The sequence below is a fragment of the Streptomyces sp. HUAS TT11 genome, from assembly GCF_051553595.1.
Lineage (GTDB): Bacteria > Actinomycetota > Actinomycetes > Streptomycetales > Streptomycetaceae > Streptomyces.
In genome coordinates this window covers 6,067,116-6,084,818 of the sequence record NZ_CP196184.1, presented here as the reverse complement: position 1 = coordinate 6,084,818, position 17,703 = coordinate 6,067,116, and the positions used below count along the sequence as shown (strand labels likewise).

At 71.0% G+C, this 17,703-nt stretch carries 15 protein-coding genes and 2 tRNA genes; 3 read left to right on the top strand and 14 right to left on the bottom strand.

Annotation, left to right across the window (positions count from 1 at the left end):
* Positions 1-48 precede the first annotated feature (48 nt).
* Entirely contained in the window at positions 49-777 is a 729-nt protein-coding gene (locus tag ACSHXN_RS27075) for a hypothetical protein (protein WP_355137665.1), read from the bottom strand.
* Positions 778-932: 155 nt separating this feature from the next.
* Positions 933-3,812: a leucine--tRNA ligase gene (gene leuS, locus ACSHXN_RS27070; RefSeq protein WP_438303878.1), complete on the bottom strand. Its 2,880-nt coding sequence runs from the start codon at positions 3,810-3,812 to the stop codon at positions 933-935.
* 460 nt (positions 3,813-4,272) lie between these two features.
* Here leuS and ACSHXN_RS27065 point away from each other — a divergent pair, with 460 nt between their 5' ends.
* Both ACSHXN_RS27065 and ACSHXN_RS27060 read left to right on the top strand, forming a co-directional pair.
* Positions 4,273-5,574 carry a ferric reductase-like transmembrane domain-containing protein gene (locus ACSHXN_RS27065; protein WP_355137661.1) on the top strand — a complete coding sequence of 434 codons (1,302 nt, stop codon included), beginning with the start codon at positions 4,273-4,275 and terminating at the stop codon, positions 5,572-5,574.
* Positions 5,574-7,190 carry an NADH-ubiquinone oxidoreductase-F iron-sulfur binding region domain-containing protein gene (locus ACSHXN_RS27060; protein ID WP_355137659.1) on the top strand — a complete coding sequence of 539 codons (1,617 nt, stop codon included), beginning with the start codon at positions 5,574-5,576 and terminating at the stop codon, positions 7,188-7,190. Before ACSHXN_RS27065 ends, ACSHXN_RS27060 begins: the two co-directional genes overlap by 1 nt.
* 119 nt (positions 7,191-7,309) lie before the next feature.
* Here the strand turns inward: ACSHXN_RS27060 and ACSHXN_RS27055 are convergent.
* The 10 genes from ACSHXN_RS27055 to ACSHXN_RS27010 all read right to left on the bottom strand — a co-directional run bounded on the left by ACSHXN_RS27055 (position 7,310) and on the right by ACSHXN_RS27010 (position 12,928).
* Positions 7,310-7,382 (bottom strand) — tRNA-Ala (locus ACSHXN_RS27055).
* A gap of 184 nt (positions 7,383-7,566) precedes the next feature.
* Positions 7,567-7,800, bottom strand: a complete 234-nt coding sequence (locus ACSHXN_RS27050; protein WP_059131550.1) for a hypothetical protein — start codon at positions 7,798-7,800, stop codon at positions 7,567-7,569.
* 3 nt (positions 7,801-7,803) lie between these two features.
* Positions 7,804-7,977 carry a hypothetical protein gene (locus ACSHXN_RS27045; RefSeq protein WP_355137657.1) on the bottom strand — a complete coding sequence of 58 codons (174 nt, stop codon included), beginning with the start codon at positions 7,975-7,977 and terminating at the stop codon, positions 7,804-7,806.
* A 607-nt stretch (positions 7,978-8,584) separates the two neighbouring features.
* Positions 8,585-8,657 (bottom strand) — tRNA-Ala (locus ACSHXN_RS27040).
* Positions 8,658-8,752: 95 nt separating this feature from the next.
* Positions 8,753-9,421 carry a histidine phosphatase family protein gene (locus ACSHXN_RS27035; protein WP_355801421.1) on the bottom strand — a complete coding sequence of 223 codons (669 nt, stop codon included), beginning with the start codon at positions 9,419-9,421 and terminating at the stop codon, positions 8,753-8,755.
* Complete coding sequence (gene rsfS / locus ACSHXN_RS27030; RefSeq protein ID WP_059131552.1) at positions 9,418-9,876, bottom strand: ribosome silencing factor; 459 nt, start codon at positions 9,874-9,876, stop codon at positions 9,418-9,420. The genes ACSHXN_RS27035 and rsfS overlap by 4 nt, the downstream gene beginning before the upstream one ends.
* Before the next feature lie 111 nt (positions 9,877-9,987).
* Entirely contained in the window at positions 9,988-11,727 is a 1,740-nt protein-coding gene (locus ACSHXN_RS27025; RefSeq protein ID WP_355137653.1) for a LytR C-terminal domain-containing protein, read from the bottom strand.
* 16 nt (positions 11,728-11,743) lie between these two features.
* The gene (gene nadD, locus ACSHXN_RS27020; protein ID WP_355137651.1) at positions 11,744-12,406 is read right to left on the bottom strand and encodes a nicotinate-nucleotide adenylyltransferase; all 663 of its coding nucleotides are present in this window, start codon (positions 12,404-12,406) and stop codon (positions 11,744-11,746) included.
* Positions 12,407-12,488: 82 nt separating this feature from the next.
* Positions 12,489-12,644 (bottom strand): hypothetical protein, encoded by a 156-nt coding sequence (locus tag ACSHXN_RS27015; RefSeq protein WP_181923042.1) that lies wholly within the window; start codon positions 12,642-12,644, stop codon positions 12,489-12,491.
* Positions 12,645-12,775: 131 nt separating this feature from the next.
* A complete protein-coding gene (locus tag ACSHXN_RS27010; protein WP_355137648.1) occupies positions 12,776-12,928 on the bottom strand; it encodes a hypothetical protein in 153 nt (50 codons plus the stop codon).
* A 149-nt stretch (positions 12,929-13,077) separates the two neighbouring features.
* Here ACSHXN_RS27010 and ACSHXN_RS27005 point away from each other — a divergent pair, with 149 nt between their 5' ends.
* Positions 13,078-14,208 carry a M48 family metallopeptidase gene (locus tag ACSHXN_RS27005; RefSeq protein WP_355137646.1) on the top strand — a complete coding sequence of 377 codons (1,131 nt, stop codon included), beginning with the start codon at positions 13,078-13,080 and terminating at the stop codon, positions 14,206-14,208.
* A 1,651-nt stretch (positions 14,209-15,859) separates the two neighbouring features.
* Here ACSHXN_RS27005 and ACSHXN_RS27000 read toward each other — a convergent pair.
* Together ACSHXN_RS27000 and ACSHXN_RS26995 are read right to left on the bottom strand one after the other, a co-directional pair.
* Positions 15,860-16,927, bottom strand: coding sequence for a hypothetical protein (locus ACSHXN_RS27000; RefSeq protein WP_355801415.1), 1,068 nt, complete (start codon positions 16,925-16,927; stop codon positions 15,860-15,862).
* A 110-nt stretch (positions 16,928-17,037) separates the two neighbouring features.
* Positions 17,038-17,667, bottom strand: a complete 630-nt coding sequence (locus tag ACSHXN_RS26995; RefSeq protein ID WP_355137642.1) for a hypothetical protein — start codon at positions 17,665-17,667, stop codon at positions 17,038-17,040.
* Between the last annotated feature and the right edge of the window lie 36 nt (positions 17,668-17,703).

Below are 17,703 nucleotides of genomic sequence, written 5' to 3'. Positions count from 1 at the left end.
GTGCGTGTGGCAGCCCGGCCCCTCCGACCCGGGTTCGCCGTGGCGGGATCAGGGGGTGCTCTCGGGGCGGGGCTTCTTCTGCCACGAGTATGCCGGGCGCTGTCCCCGGGGCCCGATGGCGGGCCGGGTCGGCTGCTCCCGGGACGCACGGGAGCGGGGGGTCTCCGGCCCGGTCGGGCCGTCGGCGGCCTCAGACGCCGGCGCCTCCGGCCAGGAGGGGGCGGTCGGCTCCTCCGTGGTCCAGTGGCGCAACGCGCCCGCCTCCACGTCGATCTGCGCGCTGAGGATGTCCAGGTCGTCGTCCGCGAACCGGCGTGCCCTGTCGTGCGCCGCCCAGCGCAGCGAGTCCGCCGAGTGTGTGATCCGCTCGGTGCGCTCGCGCAGTTCGGGCAGCCGGGAGGCGACCGTCCCGCGGTCCGGCTCGATCTCCAGGCGCTTGAGCTCGGCGTCCAGCTCGTAGCCGTGCGCGCTGAGGCGGTTGAAGAGGCCCAGCGACTCCTTCAGCGACTCGTCCTCGGCGACACCCGCATGCAGCGCGTCCTGCGTGGCCCGCATCGAGGTGCGCAGCGTCAGACGGAGCGCGGCGATCTCGCCCGCCGGGCCCGGCTGGGCGAGGGTCCTGGCGCGCAGGGTGGTCTCCTCGACCGTGCGGCGGGCCTGCGCAATGGTGCGGTCCACACCGCGTTTGGCCGCTCCGATCGCCTTCACCGTCGCATACGCCCCGAGTACGACGCACAACACGAAAAGGAGGACGATGACGGTCAACACGGCTTCCACGACGCTCCTCCTCCGACCGGCGGTGGCGGCTGTTGCACCACTTCCACGGTAAACGTAACGGGCGGGTTCGGGGTTCCGGCGGAACCCCGAACCCGCCCGTAGGGGACCACCCCGACCTTGCCGTGCCGCCCGGGCCGGCCGACGGGTGCGGACCGCTAGGCCGTGACGATGTTGACCAGCTTGGGCGCGCGCACGATCACCTTGCGGATCCCGGCACCGTCCAGTGCGGCGACGACCTTCTCGTCCGCCAGCGCCGCCTTCTCCAGTTCCCCCTCGGAGATCGAGGGGGGAACCTCCAGCCGCGCCCTGACCTTGCCCTTGATCTGGACCACACAGGTCACGGTCTCGTCCACGACGTAGGCCGGGTCGGCGACCGGGAAGTCCCGGTGGACGACCGAGTCGGTGTGGCCCAGCCTGCGCCACAGCTCCTCGGCGACGTGCGGGGCCAGCGGGGCGATCAGCAGCACCAGCGACTCGGCGACGGAGTGCGGTACGGCTGCGCCGGTCTTGGTCAGATGGTTGTTCAGTTCCGTGATCTTGGCGATGGCGGTGTTGAACCGCAGGCCCTCCAGGTCCTGACGCACACCGTCGATCGCCTTGTGCAGAGCGCGCAGGGTGTCCTCGTCGGGCGCGGCGTCGACGACGGTGACCTCGCCGGTCGTCTCGTCGACCACGTTGCGCCACAGCCGCTGCAGCAGCCGGAACTGGCCCACCACCGCGCGCGTGTCCCACGGGCGCGACACGTCCAGCGGGCCCATCGCCATCTCGTACAGGCGCAGAGTGTCCGCCCCGTACTCGGCACAGATCTCGTCCGGCGTGACCGCGTTCTTCAGGGACTTGCCCATCTTGCCCAGCAGCCGGCTGACCTGCTCGCCCTGGTAGTGGTACGCACCGTCGCGCTCCTCCACCTCGGCGGCCGGCACCGCGATACCGCGGCTGTCGCGGTAGACGTAGGCCTGGATCATGCCCTGGTTGAACAGCTTGTGGAACGGCTCGGCCGACGAGACGTGCCCCAGGTCGTACAGGACCTTCGACCAGAAGCGCGCGTACAGCAGGTGCAGCACCGCGTGCTCGGCACCGCCGACGTACAGGTCGACGCCGCCGTGCGGCATGCCCTCGCGCGGCCCCATCCAGTAGCGCTCGATCTCCGGGTCGACCAGCTTGCGGTCGTTGTGCGGGTCCAGGTAACGCAGCTCGTACCAGCACGAACCGGCCCAGTTGGGCATCGTGTTGGTCTCGCGGCGGTACTTCTTCGGGCCGTCGCCCAGGTCCAGCGTGACGTCGACCCACTCGGAGTTGCGCGACAGCGGGGTCTCGGGCCGGGTGTCGGCGTCGTCCGGGTCGAACGTGCGCGGCGAGTAGTCCTCGACCTCGGGCAGTTCCAGCGGCAGCATCGACTCGGGCAGCGCGTGTGCGATGCCGTCCTCGTCGTAGACGATCGGGAAGGGCTCGCCCCAGTAGCGCTGGCGGCTGAACAGCCAGTCCCGCAGGCGGAAGTTGACGGTGCCCTCACCGATGCCCTTGCGTGCCAGCCACTCGGTGATGCGCGCCTTGGCCTCGACGACGTTCAGGCCGTCCAGCGTGACGGTCTCACCGGAGGAGTTGACGATCGTCGCGTCGTACGAGACGAAGGCGTCGTCCCACGTGGCGGGGTCGGTGTCGCGGCCGTCGGTCGGCTCGACGACACAGCGGATCGGCAGCTCGAAGGCGCGCGCGAAGGCGAAGTCCCGGCTGTCGTGGGCCGGGACGGCCATGATCGCGCCCGTGCCGTAGCCCATCAGTACGTAGTCGGCGATGAACACCGGGATCCTGTCCCCGGTGACGGGGTTGATCGCGTACGCGCCCGTGAAGACGCCGGTCTTGTCCTTGGCCTCGGCCTGCCGTTCGACATCGGACTTGGAGGCGGCCTGGGCGCGGTAGGCGGCGACGGCCTCGGCGGGCGTGGCGTGGCCGCCGGTCCACACCTCGCGGGTGCCCTCGGGCCAGGCGCCGGGGGTGAACTTCTCGACCAGCGGGTGCTCGGGGGCCAGCACCATGTAGGTGGCGCCGAACAGCGTGTCCTGACGCGTGGTGAAGATGGTGACGGCCTCGCCGTCGATCGGGAAGTCGACGCGGGCGCCCTCGGAGCGGCCGATCCAGTTGCGCTGCTGCAGCTTGATGGCCTCGGGCCAGTCCAGCTCCTCCAGGTCCCCCAGCAGCCGGTCCGCGTACGCGGTGATACGCATGTTCCACTGGCGCAGCTTGGCCTTGAAGACGGGGAAGTTCCCGCGCTCGGAGCGGCCGTCGGCCGTGACCTCCTCGTTCGCCAGGACGGTGCCCAGGCCGGGGCACCAGTTCACCGGCGCGTCGGAGGCGTACGCCAGGCGGTACTCGCCCAGGACGTCGGCCCGCTCGGCGGCGCTCAGTTCGTTCCACGCGCGCGTGGTGCCCGGGATCCCGCGCTCACCGGACTCGAACTGGGCGATCAGCTCGGAGATCGGACGAGCCTTCCGCGACTCCTCGTCGTACCAGGACTCGAAGATCTGCACGAAGATCCACTGGGTCCACTTGTAGTAGTCCGGGTCGATCGTGGCGAACGACCGGCGCTTGTCGTGGCCCAGGCCCAGCCGGCGCAGCTGGACCTTCATGTTCTCCATGTTGGCCTCGGTGGACACGCGCGGGTGCGTGCCGGTCTGCACCGCGTACTGCTCGGCGGGCAGGCCGAAGGCGTCGAAGCCCAGGGTGTGCAGGACGTTGTGGCCGGTCATGCGCTGGAACCGGGCGAAGACATCGGTGGCGATGTAGCCCAGGGGGTGACCGACGTGCAGACCCGCACCGGAGGGATACGGGAACATGTCCATGATGAACTTCTTGGGCCGGGCGACCTGGGCCGGGTCGCCGGCCAGGTCACCCGTGGGGTTCGGCGCCGCGTACGTGCCGTCGGCGTCCCAGAAGTCCTGCCAGCGTGCCTCGATCTCGGCCGCCATGGCGGCCGTGTAGCGGTGCGGCGCGGCCTCCGCCGAGACAGCGGCGGCAGCGGGGTTCGTCTCGCTCATGATCCTCAAAGCTCCATCGATCGTCTCTGCCTGCGGAAATGAAAAAGCCCCTCGCACAGGAGGGGACGCCGCGCCGATTCCCACCATCCGATTCGCCCGGGTGGTCGGGACTGATCAGCGCGGCTCGCTAAGCAGAAGGCGTACGGCACGCATGGCGTCAGAGTACCGCAGCGCCCGACGGCGCCGCGACGGGCTTCCGGTCCGCACACCAGGAGCCGGTCCGGGTGAACCCAAGAGAGGGCGCAAACGTACTCAGACACCGACGGTCAAGTGGTGAAGGCCTCGAAAAGCTGAACAAGGTTCAAATGTTACTTCGCGTAACAGCAGCTAGTCGGACATCACTACCAACCCGTTGCCCTTTGATAACAACGCAATAACTCAAACCTCGTACTGCTCGGTTTGGAGCCCCTTAGAGTGCGGCAGCGGGACCGCCTTCCCGAAACTGTTCGGAGTTGCCCCCATGAACCCTCCACGTAGTAACAGCTCGATCCCCAAGCCCGGCCGCTCGGCCTACGGCGTGGTGTCGGCTGTCGTACTGCTGCTGATACCCGTCGTCGTGCTCGCGGGCGGAAACGCAGTCCGGGACTTCCTCAACTTCGGAGCGGGCGTGCTCTCGCTCGTCTCCCTGAGCTGCTCGGTGATCTGGGGTCTCGTCGCCCAGGACCGGATCTTCCTCAACATCCGGCAGCGGATCGTGGCGCAGGCCGTCCACCGGACGACGGCGGTCGCCTCGATCGCCTTCCTCCTGGTGCACGTCACGGTCAAGCTCGCGCTCGACCACACGGTTCTGATCGCCGCGCTGATCCCGTTCAGCCTCGGCGTGAGCGGCTCGGCGGGACTCATCGGCCTCGGATCCCTGGCCGCCCTGCTCATGATCTTCGTCGGTGTCACCGGCGCCCTGCGCGGCAACTTCGCCTCCCCGGCGCCGGTCGCGGCGCGCTGGCGGGCGATGCACATGCTCGCCTACCCGTCCTGGTGCGCCGCCCTGATCCACGGCCTGTACGCGGGCCGCGCCGCCAAGCCGTTCTTCACGATCTCGTACGAGCTCTGCCTGCTCGGGGTCATGGCGGCGCTCGCCCTGCGTGCCGCGCCGCGCCCGTTCAAGCGCAAGGTGGCCGACCGGATCTTCGCGATCGTCGGCTCCGGCGACCGGTTCGGGCGCGACGATCTGGACGCCAGCCGGGCCCGCAACGCGGAGGCCGCGGCCACCATGGCGGGCTTCGGCACGCGGGCGGCGGACCGCGGCGCCGCCACCGAGGGGCTCATCCCCTCCCAGCCCTCCACGTCCCTGTACGACGCCCCTCCGGCCCGCACGATGACCCCCGAGTCCGGCAACGGCTTCGCCGCCGCCTACCGCGCCGTCTCGGCCACGCCTCGCGCCCAGGGCCCGATGACTCCCGACGCGACGCAGCGCATGAACCCGGTGGCCATGCAGCAGACGGAGGCGATGCCGCGCGTCGACGGTCCGGGCAGCACCTCCGGCAGCTGGCCCATCCCCTCCCCGCCGCCCGTCGGCGAGGCGCCCCCCTCCGCGTACGACCCGCTTCAGGACACCGGATACAACATCCCGACCTACGGCAGTTCCGGATACGACGGGTACGGCGGGGGTGAGATGTACGACACGAGTGAGACGAACGGCCCCTACGGCACGTACAACGCGAACAACACGTACAACAGCGGTCCCGCGACTGAGACGGCCCCCGGCGCCTACGGCACCCCGGGTGCCGGCGAACCCTGGAACGCGCCTTCCGGAGGCTTTTAGTGAACGAGGCCCTGCCCGACGTCCCAGAAGTCCGCGTGGTCGGACTTCCGCAGCTCACGTCGGGCTTCGACCTTGTCGAGAGACTCGACCTCCCCATGCACCTCAAGGTGCACGGCCCCCTCGAACCGATGGGCGGCGAACAGCTCGCGCAGCTGGCCGAGCAGATCTCCCTGAAGGGGCGCGGTGGCGCGGGCTTCCCCTTCCACAAGAAGCTGCGGTCGGTCGCCGAGTCGGCGATCCGCCGTGGCATCCGGCCGGTGGTCGTCGTCAACGGCAGTGAGGACGAGCCGGCGTGCCGCAAGGACACGGTGCTGATCAACCGGGCCCCGCACCTCATCCTGGACGGCGCCCTCCTGGTCGCCGAGGCCCTCGGCGCGCGGACGCTCGTGATCGGCGTGACCCGGGCCTCCACGGAGCGGTCGATGGAGCAGGCACTGGCCGAGCGCGGCCTGAGCGACCGGCGCGGCGCGCCCATACGCGCGCGCGTGCAGCGCAACCCCGTGCGCATGGTCACCGGAGCCGCCGCGTCCCTGGTCCGCTCCATCGACGGCGGTCCCGCGATCCCCCCGGGCCGCAAGACGAGCGCCTCGCAGAGCGGCGTGGGCGGCGCGCCCACGCTGCTGTCGAACGCCGAAACGTTCGCCCAGCTGGCGATCGCCGCCCGCATCGGCGCCGAGCGCTACTGCAACACCGGCCTGTACGACGAGCCCGGCACCGTCATGCTCACCGTGTCCGGCGCGGTCAGCCGCCCGATGGTGATCGAGGTCCCCACCGGTGTGCCGCTGCGGTACGTGCTCCAGCTGGCGGGCGCCCCGCCGCTCCCGCAGGGCGTGCTGACCGGCGGCTACCACGGCAAGTGGATCGACGCGGCGACGGTCGACGAGGCGATCGTCTCGCGCAACAACCTCGACGCCGTCGGCGGCTCGCTCGGCGCCGGCGCGATCCTGCCCATCAGCCAGGAGACCTGCCCGCTGGGCGAGTCCCTTCAGGTGGCCAAGTGGCTGGCCGAGGAGAGCGCCGGTCAGTGCGGTCCCTGCTATCTCGGTCTGCCCGCCGCGGCCCGCGGTCTGGAGGACATCCTCAACGGCGGTGGCCCCGCCGCCCTCGAGGCCCTGAAGCAGGTCGCCAAGGCCGTGAAGAAGCGCGGTGCGTGCTCGCACCCGGACGGCTCGGCGATGTTCCTGGAATCGACCATCAAGGCCTTCACGGACGACCTGGCGGCACACGTCCTCGGCAACGGCTGCGGCAGGCCCGTGGAGGGCGTGCTGCCGCTCTTCGAGGGCGGCCGGGCCCCCACGGGCATCCCGGGCGGCGGTCAGGCCGAGCCCGAGGACGGTGCCAGCCGTCAGAAGATCTTCGTCGACTGGACGCTGTGCCGCGGCCACGGCCTGTGCGCGGACATCCTCCCCGAGGTCTTCGAACTGGGCGCCGACGGCTTCCCGACGGTCGCCCAGGCGCAGGTGCCGAGGTACGCGGAGGCGAAGGCACTGCGGGCCGTACGCCGGTGTCCCGCGCTCGCGCTGCGGATCGAGGAGGACACCCGTTCCGGCGCGCCGGCGCGCAACAATCTGCCGGTGCTGTCGCAGGGCCGGGGGCGCCGCGCTCTCGGCCGCTGAGCCGACGGATCACGGGCCGCCCCGTCCGGGGGTGGCCCGTGTGTCGTAGGCGGCGCTCCGATGGCTCCGGATACGCCGAAGGCGGTCCATCCGATGGGATGGACCGCCTTGAAGTCCTGTGGAGCTAAGGAGAATTGAACTCCTGACCTCCTGCATGCCATGCAGGCGCTCTACCAACTGAGCTATAGCCCCTCGTGGCCACCCGGCCGAGCCGCATGTGGACCGTGTCGCCCGGTTTCCCCGGCGGCGACGCCAACATTACACGGTCCCCCGGGTGGAACACCAAATCGTTTCCGTCGTGCACCGGGACCCGCTCGCGCCCGGGGAATCGAGGCCCGGCACCGGCTTCCGCCCATGTCCGCGGCCCGGTCGAGGGTCAGGCCGTGGCGAAGGAGTAGAAGCGTTTGAGCGTGCAGTGGTCGTCCAGGAGACGGCCGTAGATCGGCTCACCTTCCAGTTCCCGATAGGTCTCGATCGGGTCGCCTTTTATGATCAGCGCCCGTGCGCATTCCTCGCACCAGTACTGGTAGTCGGGGTTGACCGGTTCCATGTCCCGGACGATCGGCGTACCGCTCCCGCACCAGTCGCACTTTCGCCTGTGTGCACCCATCGATCAGCTCCAGCTGTGGCCGCAGGCCGTGCACACGTAGGAAACGCCACCGTTGTCGCCGAGGACCTGGGCCACATGGGACGAGCCACAGGAAGGGCAGTCGAGGAGGGTGGCCTTCCGACGTGGCACCGCCACTGCGAGGAGATCGTGGATCTCCCCGCGGATGCTCGCAGGCATCGCTCTCCCTCCCGTCGGGCCGCGCCCCCTTCCGGCCGTCTGATTCTGCCACGGCCGAGCCAATACGGTCAGCGACGCCTTCGTACCAGTCCGGACACGGCGCCCGACGTGGCCGTTGCGGGCCGGCGCGTACACGCACATGGGGAGCGCGTCCGAAGAGGTATACGCCCCAGAGGCCCGAGTGACTCAAGCCCACCGCAGAAGAATCGGCCGAGGACGTACGGCAGATCGCGGTGGCCGAGCCGGGCGACGGCTGGGGGCGGCCGCCGGCGTCGAGCGGCCTTCTCCGGTCGTACGGCGGCGCGAGCGCGGTCACGGGGCACGGAACGGCACGGGACCCGCCCCTGCCCGCACGAGGGCCGCATACGGCCGCGGGTCGCCGCCCCTCACCGCCGCTCGGCGGGCGGGCCGCACCGCCCGGGAGGAAGCCGGGACCGCGCCGGTCAGTCTCGCCTGCGCCCGGGGAGGCACCGTCACCCGTGCCCCTCGGTGACATGACGCCGAGTCAGGCCGAGTACGGAGAAATGATCCCGGACACAGAAAATCCCGCCCCTTGAGGGACGGGATTCTGATCACCGATCTCTGACACTTTCCAAGTGTCGATCCGTGGAGCTAAGGAGAATTGAACTCCTGACCTCCTGCATGCCATGCAGGCGCTCTACCAACTGAGCTATAGCCCCGCGCGTTCTTCCCGCTCGGCGGGCGAACAAGAAGAACTTTAGCCTGCGACCTGCCGGAAAGTGAAATCCGTGTCCCGACACCCGGTGAGGAGGTGTCAGTCGTCGTCGCCGAGGACCGGTTCGGGAAGCGTGCCCGCGTTGTGCTCCAGGAGACGCCACCCGCGCACGCCCTCGCCGAGGACGGACCAGCAGCAGTTGGAGAGACCACCGAGGCTCTCCCAGTGGCGGGCCTCGAGGCCGAGCAGTCGTCCGATGGTGGTGCGGATCGTGCCACCGTGACTGACCACCACTAGGGTGCCGTCCTCGGGGAGCTTCTCGGCGTGGCGCAGCACCACCGGGGCCGCCCGGTCGGCGACCTCGGTCTCCAGTTCGCCTCCGCCGCGGCGGACGGGCTCACCGCGCTTCCAGGCGGCGTACTCCTCCCCGTGCCGGGCGATGATCTCCTCGTGGGTCAGCCCCTGCCAGACACCCGCGTACGTCTCGCGCAGGGACTCGTCGTGAGTGACCTCCAGACCCGTCAGCGCGGCCAGCTCCGCGGCCGTGGAGGCGGCGCGCTTGAGGTCGGAGGCGACGATGGCGTCGGGTTTCAGGGAGGCGAGCAGGCGGGCCGAGCGGCGGGCCTGGCCGATGCCGGTCTCGGTCAGCTCGACGTCCGTGGAACCCTGGAAGCGGCGTTCCACGTTCCAGGACGTCTGGCCGTGCCGCCACAGGATGAGGCGGCGCCCCCGCGCCCTCCTCGAGGTGTCGGCACCGGAGGCCGTCACCGCAGTTCCCCACCCAGCTCGGCATTCAGTTCGGCGGCGTCCTCGGCGGCCTTCAGCCGGGCGTGCTCCGCCGCCTTGCCGCGGGTGGCCTTGGCGTCGGCGGGCAGTTCCAGCTCGGGGCAGTCCTTCCAGAGCCGCTCCAGCGCGTAGAAGACCCGCTCCTCGCTGTGCTGGACGTGCACCACGATGTCGACGTAGTCCAACAGCACCCAGCGGGCCTCACGGTCGCCCTCGCGACGCACCGGCTTGGCGCCGAGTTCCTTGTTCAGTCGCTCCTCGATCTCGTCGACGATCGACTTGACCTGGCGGTCGTTGGGCGCGGACGCCAGCAGGAAGGCGTCCGTGATCGACAGCACGTCGCTGACGTCGTAGGCGATGATGTCGTGCGCGAGCTTGTCGGCGGCCGCCTGGGCGGCGGCGGTGATGAGCTCGAGAGAACGGTCCGTTGCGGTCACTACAAGGCTTTCCTTAGGCGGTCAGTGATACCCCAAGGGTCTCACGGACCGCGGACGGAACCCCATGTGATTAACGGACCACACCCCGGCGCCCCCGGGGTGTGGTCCACGTCACGACGACGGCTTGTAGTCCTGGCCGAGCACGACCGAGACATCGGCGCTGTTCGCGATCTTGCCCTTCTGCACGGAGCTGGTGGGCAGACCCAGTGTCTTGGCCACCTCGACCGCGTTCTCCTTGTCGCCGTCGTCGGCGTAGAGGACCTGGGACGTGCTCTGCGCGGTGCCGCTGCCGGCGTCGATGAAGGTGTAGCCGCCGTTGACCAGCGTGACCCGGGCCTGCTCCGCGGTGGTCTTGGCACCGGTGGCGTTCTTGATCCCGACCCGGACGGCGTCGCCCGCCTCCGGGCTCTTCACGGTGCCGCCGAGGAGGCTCTTCACCACGGTGTCGGTGGCCTTCTCGCTGATGGTGCCGTCGGACTGGACCGGCAGCAGCTCGGTCTTGTACGCCCCCTGCTTGGCGTGGTCGGCCAGCTTGGCGAGGAAGCTGCCGAGGTCCTTGTCGGTCAGGGAGGGGTCGAGGATCTGGGCGAGGGTCTGCACGGTGACGGTGGCCGCCTGCGGGTCCGAGGACATCTTGCGCAGCACGCCCACCATGACCTGGCCGAACCGCTCCAGCTGGGCGTCCTGGGACTCGCCGGAGGCGCGGTAGGTGGCGTAGGCGACGGCCATCTTGCCGCTGAGGGTCTGGTCCTCCCCCTTGTGTACGAGGGGGGCGCCCTTCTTCTTGGCGTCGGGGTCGGGGACGTCGGCGTTCGTGGTGACCTCGATGTTGCCCACGAGCTCGACGAGGTTGTTCAGGTACGGGGTGTCGAGCCGCCAGGTGCCCTCGACCTTGGTGCCGAGGACGGAGTCGATGGCGTCGCCGGTGCCGGAGGAGCCGTCGTCGGCGACCGACTTGGCGACGGTGGTCGTGGTGCCGTCGTCGGAGGTCAGGGCAAGGGAGTTGGGCAGCAGGACGGTGGCGCCCTGCTTGGTGGTGGTGTTGTCGACGAGCAATGCGGTCGAGGTGCCGCCGCCCTTGGTGTTGTGCAGATGGACGGCGATCACATCGCGGTTCTGGGCGCCCACGGCCGTCGCCGTACCGGACTTGCCACCGCCGGAGGAGGTGCCGGGCAGCTTGCCCGCGTACCAGAGGTAGCCGACGCCGCCGACGGCCACCAGGGCGACGACCACGACGAGGGCGACGACCCGGCCGCGTGCGCGGCGCCTGGCCTCCTCACGCCGCTCGGTGCGGTTCTCGGTGAACTGCAGCCAGTCGATGACGTCTTCGGAGTCGCCGTCGGGCTCCTCGACGAAGGCGAACTGACCGGTCGCGTAGTCGTCGTCGCCGCGCGGTTCCCTCTGTGCGGGGGCTTCCGTGCGCCCGTGGGCGTCGACGGGGCCGCGGTCGGGGGTGCCGGCCGGGCGCCCCGGACCGTTCCCGGCGGGGCCCGTCTGCTGCGGGATGTAGGCGGTCTGCTCGGCAACGCGCGGCTGCTGCCCGCTCGTTGCCGTCCGGCCGTAGGGGTCGTACCCGCCGGCGGGAGCGTTGCCGTAGGGGGCGTAGGGGTCGTACGGGGGGACGGGCGGCTGCCGGCCGGTGTCGTGGGACTGCTGCGTGCCGGTCGCGTACGGGTCGTAGCCGTAGCCCTGGGGCTGTTGCGGTTGCTGGTGCTGCTGCGTGCCGTAGGGGTCGTAGCCCTGCGGGGTCTGCTGCGCGGGCACCTGCCGGTACACAGGCTGACCGAACTCGTCGTAACCGACGAGTTCGTACTGGTCGCCCCCCGCGTATCCGTCGTATCGGTCGTTCACCGGTGCCCCTCTCGGCTCACTCGCCGCGGTACAGCTGCCGCTTGTCGATGTAGCGCACCACACCGTCCGGCACCAGGTACCAGACGGGTTCGCCCATGGCGACTCTCGCACGACAGTCTGTGGACGAGATGGCCAGAGCGGGAACCTCGATCAGCGAGACACCGCCCTCCGGAAGACCCGGGTCGGTCAGGGTGTGACCGGGACGGGTGACGCCGATGAAGTGCGCGAGGGAGAACAACTCGTCCGTATAACGCCAGGTGAGGATCTGGCCCAGCGCGTCGGCCCCGGTGATGAAGAACAGATCGGTGTCGGGGTTGAGCGCCTTCAGGTCGCGCAGGGTGTCCGTGGTGTAGGTGGGGCCACCGCGGTCGATGTCGATACGGCTGACCGAGAACTGGGGGTTCTCCGCGGTGGCGATGACCGTCATCAGATATCGGTCCTCGGCCGGGGCCACCTTGCGATCGGTCTTCTGCCAGGGCTGCCCGGTCGGCACGAACACCACCTCGTCGAGATGGAACTGCGCGGCCACCTCGCTGGCCGCGACGAGGTGCCCGTGGTGAATCGGGTCAAACGTTCCGCCCATGACGCCGAGACGGCGTTTGCCCGGGTTGGACGGCCCGCTTCCGGGGCCGGGTCCCGGGCCCTTCGCCGGACCGGTGGGCATGTGCTGCTCTCCCATGCCTGCAGACACTACCGGCCCGGCCGCCGGACACCGGCCCACAGGCCCCCCGGAACGGCCGGGACCAGGCACTTCTGCGGACTCAGCGGTCCCGGTTGAAGCGCGTGGTGATCCACAGCAGCAGAAGGAGGATGACGAGGGCGCCTCCGCCCGTCATGAACGGGCTGATGCTCGCGTGGCGTTCGCCTTCACCCTCGGCGAGCGTGGCCAACTGTGCAGCGGTGCTGTGGAAGCTCATCTTCGGCAGAACCTATCCGGTGTGGGCGGGACAAAGACGTGGGCTCATCGTAAGCGTGCGGCTGCACACCGATCACGCCGACTCCGCCGTTCGGTCCGTACCGCCCGTGCGGGCCGGCACGGCCGTGCCGGTCACCTGCGCTTGTATCCCCGCAGCAGGAACCAGGCGGTCAGGACGCAGCCGACGACCATCACGATCAGCACGACGCGGAGCAGGTCCCCCGGGCCCTGCCGGGCGGCGGCGGTCGCGGCCTCGGTGAGCCAGGCGGCGGAAGTGTGCTCCATGGGATCGCTCCTTACGGTGTGCTGCCCTGCCACCGTATCTCCGCCTAGGCTGGAGTCCGCTTCGGGGGCACATCGGGCATCGCGCGTCCACCCGCCGGTGGGGGCCGATGATCCATCGCACAGTGGCCATGAGACACATGGGGGAACACATGTCCGACGAAAGCCACCAGCAGAACGGGCACGAGCGCGTGCCGAGCAGGCGGCGCCGGCGCTTCGAGGGGATCTCCTCGCGCGCGTACGAACACCCCGCGGACCGTTCGGCCCTGGTAGCCCTGCGCAAGCTCAGCGGCTTCGACACGGTCTTCAAGGCGCTCAGCGGTCTGCTGCCCGAACGCAGCCTGCGGCTGCTGTTCCTGTCCGACTCCGTACGGGTCTCGGACGCGCAGTTCGCCCATCTCAACGACATGCTGCGGGACGCCTGTTACATCCTGGACCTGGAGAAGGTCCCCCCGATGTACGTCACCCAGGACCCGCAGCCGAACGCGATGTGCATCGGTCTGGACGAGCCGATCATCGTCGTGACGACCGGACTGGTGGAACTTCTCGACGAGGAGGAGATGCGGGCGGTCGTCGGCCACGAGGTCGGGCACGCACTGTCCGGGCACTCGGTCTACCGGACCGTCCTGCTGTTCCTGACCAACCTGGCGCTCCGTGTCGCCTGGATCCCGCTGGGCAACCTCGCGATCATGGCCATCGTGACCGCGCTGCGGGAGTGGTTCCGCAAGTCGGAGCTGTCGGCCGACCGGGCCGGGCTGCTGGTCGGGCAGGATCTGCAGTCCTCGATGCGGGGGCTGATGAAGATCGCCGGCGGGAACCATCTGCACGAGATGAACGTGGACGCGTTCCTGAAGCAGGCGGAGGAGTACGAGGCCGGGGGCGATCTGCGCGACTCGGTGCTGAAGATCCTCAATGTGCTGCCGCGGAGCCATCCCTTCACCACGGTCCGCGCGGCCGAGCTGAAGAAGTGGGCCGCGTCCCGCGACTACCAACGGATCATGGACGGCCACTATCCGCGACGCACCGAGGACAAGCACACCTCGGTGTCGGACTCCTTCCGCGAGTCGGCGGCCAGCTACGCCAACGAGGTCAAGGAGTCCAAGGACCCGCTGATGAAGCTGGTCGGCGACATCGCGGGCGGGGCGGGCGACCTCGGCGGCCGGGTGCGGCGCGGCTTCTCGGGCTTCGGCGGCGGTGCGTCCAAGGACGACCCGCGCCGCGAGCCGCGCGACGCCCAGCGGGACGCCGGGCACGACGACGAGGACCCCGACGGCAGCGCCTGATCGACCACCGGGCCCGCCACGGCCCGCCGCCCGGGCCGGCGCCCCTGGCCCGACTCGGGACCAGGGCGCCCACCGCCCTGCGGGCACCCCTGCGAGGGGGCGCTCTTCCCGGCGGAGCGCTCTTCCCGGCGGGACGGTCACCTCGGCGGGACAGTCTCCCCGGCGGAGCGCTCTTCCCGGCGGAGCGCTCTTCCCGGCGGGGCCTCACCTGGGCGGGAAGGTCTCCTCGGCGGGAAGGTCTCCCCGGCGGGAAGGTCTCCCCGGCGGGAAGGTCTCCCCGGCGGGAAGGTCTCCCCGGCGGGAAGGTCTCCTCGGCGGGAAGGTCTCCTCGGCGGGGCGGTCTCCTGGGCGGGGCCGCACTTCCGGCAGGCGCTCTTCCGGGGCGGGCTCCCCGGGCGGGGCGCTCTCCCCGGGCGAGGCGGTCACCTCGACGGGACGGTCACCTCGGCGGGGCCGCACTTCCGGCAGGTGCTCTTCCCCGGGCGGGCGCTCTTCCCCGCGAGGCCCTCTCCTCAACGCGTCGGTCTCCTCGGCGGGGCGGTCGCAGGACCGGGCCGAAGGGGCCAGGCGGCGGTGGCGATTCCCGGCAGGGCAGAGTCGGTCCCTGGTCCGGCTCGGGACCAGCAGCTCCCAGCCCTACGGCCTTCGCCGCGAAGGACCCCCGCACCACCGACTCTCCCCGGCAGAGCGCTCTTCCCGGCGGCGCGGTCACCTCGGCGGGACGGTCTCCTCGGCGGGGCCGCACTTCCGGCAGGCACTCTTCCCGGGCGGGCGGGCCCCCCGGCGGGGCGCTCTTCCCCGCGGGGCCCTCTCCTCGACGAGTCGGTCTCCGCTGCGGGGCGGTCTCAGGACCGGGCCGAAGGGTCCGGACGGCGGTGGCGATTCCCGGCAGGACAAGGCCGGCCCCTGGTCCGACTTGGGACCAGCGGCTCCCCGCCCTACGGCCTTCGCCGCAAAGGACCCCCGCACCACCGGCTCTCCCCGGCAGGGCGCTCTTCCCGGCGGCGCGGTCACCTCGGCGGGGCGCTCTTCCCGGCGGGGCGGTCTCAGGGCCGGGCCGAAGGGTCCGGACGGCGGTGGAGCTTCCCGGCAAGACAAGGCCGGCCCCTGGTCCGGCTCGGGACCAGCGACACCCCCCGCAGCGGAACCCCGCAACAACCGCTCTCCCGGCGGGCCGTCTCGTCCGGGCGGCTGAAGGCCTCCCAGGCCGGGCAGGGCCAGCCCATCGCCCGGCTCAAGACCGTCGGCGCCCCCTGCCTCACGGGCGCCGACGCAAGTGGAACCCCGCACCTACGACTCTCCCCGGCAGGCACTCCCGGAACGGCCGCGAAGCCCCCTGACACGGCTCGAGACCAGCGGCACCCACAGCCGCTACGGCCGACCGCCCCGCCGAAGGGGGCCCCTTCGGCGGGCGGTCCGGCCGACCGTGGGTTCCTCCCGGCCGGGCCGGGCCGCGTACCGGGCCGTCGGGAACGCCCCTGGCCCCTCTCACCGGGCTGCGGCCCGGTTTCCGGGGCCGTCCCGCCTCTTCGGGCCCCGGGGGCCCTCAACCGGCCCGGGGCCCGTCCAGGGAGGGCAGGCGCCCTCGTCTTCCGTATCGCGGGGGACGCCCGGGCCTGCCGGGGCCGGGCTCGCCGCGGAGGCTGCCCCGCTAGAGCTTCGGCTGTGCGCTCGTCGACAGGGTGCCGCACAGGGCCGTCGCACTGCCCGTGGCGTAGGGGTCGGTGCCCGCCGGGCCGCCCGCCTTGGCCGTCTGGCCGGCGAGCAGCGGATGCAGATGGTCCGCGGAGTCGTCGGCGCAGGCGAGCGGGCCTGCCTGGACGTACGAGGCGACCAGCTGGGCCTGGTTCATGCGCAGGTCCTCGCGGTCGAAGCGGAAGGTCAGCTCGCGTCGCACGGTGAACAGCGAGGCCTCGGCCTTGGCGTCCGCGCCGGTCGGCTTGAGCGCGTACACCATGGTGTGGTCGGAGGTGACCTCCAGCGTGTCGGAGTCGGCCTCCGTCGCCTGGAGCGTGCCCTGGACACGAATGCTGCGGTCGGCCAGCTGGACCCGGGACGGGTCGAAGCGGACCAGCCAGCCGGTGGGAGCGTGCCGTCCGTCGGCGGCCGGGTGGCTGAAGCTCTGATCGAACTGGTCGAGCTGCTGGGGGTCGAGCAGTACGCGGACCGAGCGCACGGCCCCGCCGGTGAGCACGGCCGGATCCAGCGCGGACTCGACGAGGTAGTCCTTCGCGGTGGTCAGCGCGGCGACGACCTGGCTGTCGGAGAAGTGGGCGGTGCGCCGGGTGGCCGGGAACGTGATGCCCTTGGCGCCGACGCGGAACTCGGCGGCGGGGCTGTGCGTGTACAGCGTCCCGGGGTCGGTGGAGCCGGGTACGGCGGACTGCGGGGCGAGCGGTATCACCGTCATGCGCAGCGGCTCGACCGGCAGTGTCTCCGGCGCCGGATACGGGTGGCGCACACCCATGTAGATCGCGGTACCGAAGGCGACGGCTATCAGCAGGACCAGGATGAGCGCCTGCCGCGTCAGCCCCCGGTGCAGTGGGGGGCGCCGGCGCACGGCGGGGGCGTGATCCCCCATGCGCTCGCGCGCGGAGTACTCCTGGAGCCGGGCAGCCCTGACGAACGACTCGTCGAACACGACGGATCGGTACTCGTCCTCACCACCACCGGGAGCGCCCTCGGGTGTCCCCTCCGGTGGGTCTCCAGGCCCGCCCATATCTTCAGAGTAGGTCTCCGCGAGCTCAGGTAAACGCCCTGCTGCGCGACAAGTTCTGACAGGTTCTCACCAGGCTTTCGAACGGATGTCGAACAAGCCCGTCGGAGTCCTCAGGGCGTTCTGGGCACCGCCGAGAACGCCGGGGGCGAGTAGTCCGCCGAGGCCGAGGGCCCCGTGCCGGCGCCGGTCTCCCGCCCCTGTTCCAGACCGGTGGTGGCGGGCGGCGGGACCTGCTCCTGGCGACTCGAGGACGCACCCCGGTACACGGCCGTGAACGCCAGTGCGACCATCCCTATGCCCATCACGAGGGCGAGCATCCAGGCGACCGGACGGTGCCAGCGGGCGCCCCCGACATACGCGCCCGGTGCGCCGTAGCGGCCCTCGAGGATCTCCGGGTCGTCGAGGCCGTCCAGATCGCGGCCGGGACCGAACTCTCCGCCGTCGTCAGGGTCGAACCCCTCCTCATAGCGGTCGTCGTCGCCGCGTGCACCCCGGGCGTGCGCCCGGCGCGCCTCGGCCTCCTGGGCATCCGCGCGGGCCTGAGCGGCCGCGAGCAGTCTCTCGACCGCCGTCGGCTCGTGGACCACGGCGGCACGTACGAAGGCCTCGTCGAAGACCACGGAGGCGAACTCTTCGTCCATACCTCCGCGGTCGCGGTCGTCGTCGGGCTCTCGGCCGTCACCAGACGGCGTGCCCCCCACGTCCTCCGGCACGGCTCCAGAGTAGACCTGGGGGGTCAATTTGGGCAGACCGTAAGGAAATTCATCCGCCTGGCG

Excerpts from the sequence above, each read along its gene's own strand:
- ACSHXN_RS27065 (WP_355137661.1), top strand. The coding sequence starts at position 4,273 with ATGAACCCTCCACGTAGTAACAGCTCGATCCCCAAGCCCGGCCGCTCG.
- ACSHXN_RS27010 (WP_355137648.1), bottom strand. The coding sequence starts at position 12,928 with ATGGAGCACACTTCCGCCGCCTGGCTCACCGAGGCCGCGACCGCCGCC.
- ACSHXN_RS27045 (WP_355137657.1), bottom strand. The coding sequence starts at position 7,977 with ATGCCTGCGAGCATCCGCGGGGAGATCCACGATCTCCTCGCAGTGGCG.
- ACSHXN_RS27000 (WP_355801415.1), bottom strand. The coding sequence starts at position 16,927 with ATGGGCGGGCCTGGAGACCCACCGGAGGGGACACCCGAGGGCGCTCCC.
- ACSHXN_RS27050 (WP_059131550.1), bottom strand. The coding sequence starts at position 7,800 with ATGGGTGCACACAGGCGAAAGTGCGACTGGTGCGGGAGCGGTACGCCG.
- ACSHXN_RS27015 (WP_181923042.1), bottom strand. The coding sequence starts at position 12,644 with ATGAGCTTCCACAGCACCGCTGCACAGTTGGCCACGCTCGCCGAGGGT.
- leuS (WP_438303878.1), bottom strand. The coding sequence starts at position 3,812 with ATGAGCGAGACGAACCCCGCTGCCGCCGCTGTCTCGGCGGAGGCCGCG.
- nadD (WP_355137651.1), bottom strand. The coding sequence starts at position 12,406 with ATGGGAGAGCAGCACATGCCCACCGGTCCGGCGAAGGGCCCGGGACCC.
- ACSHXN_RS27005 (WP_355137646.1), top strand. The coding sequence starts at position 13,078 with ATGTCCGACGAAAGCCACCAGCAGAACGGGCACGAGCGCGTGCCGAGC.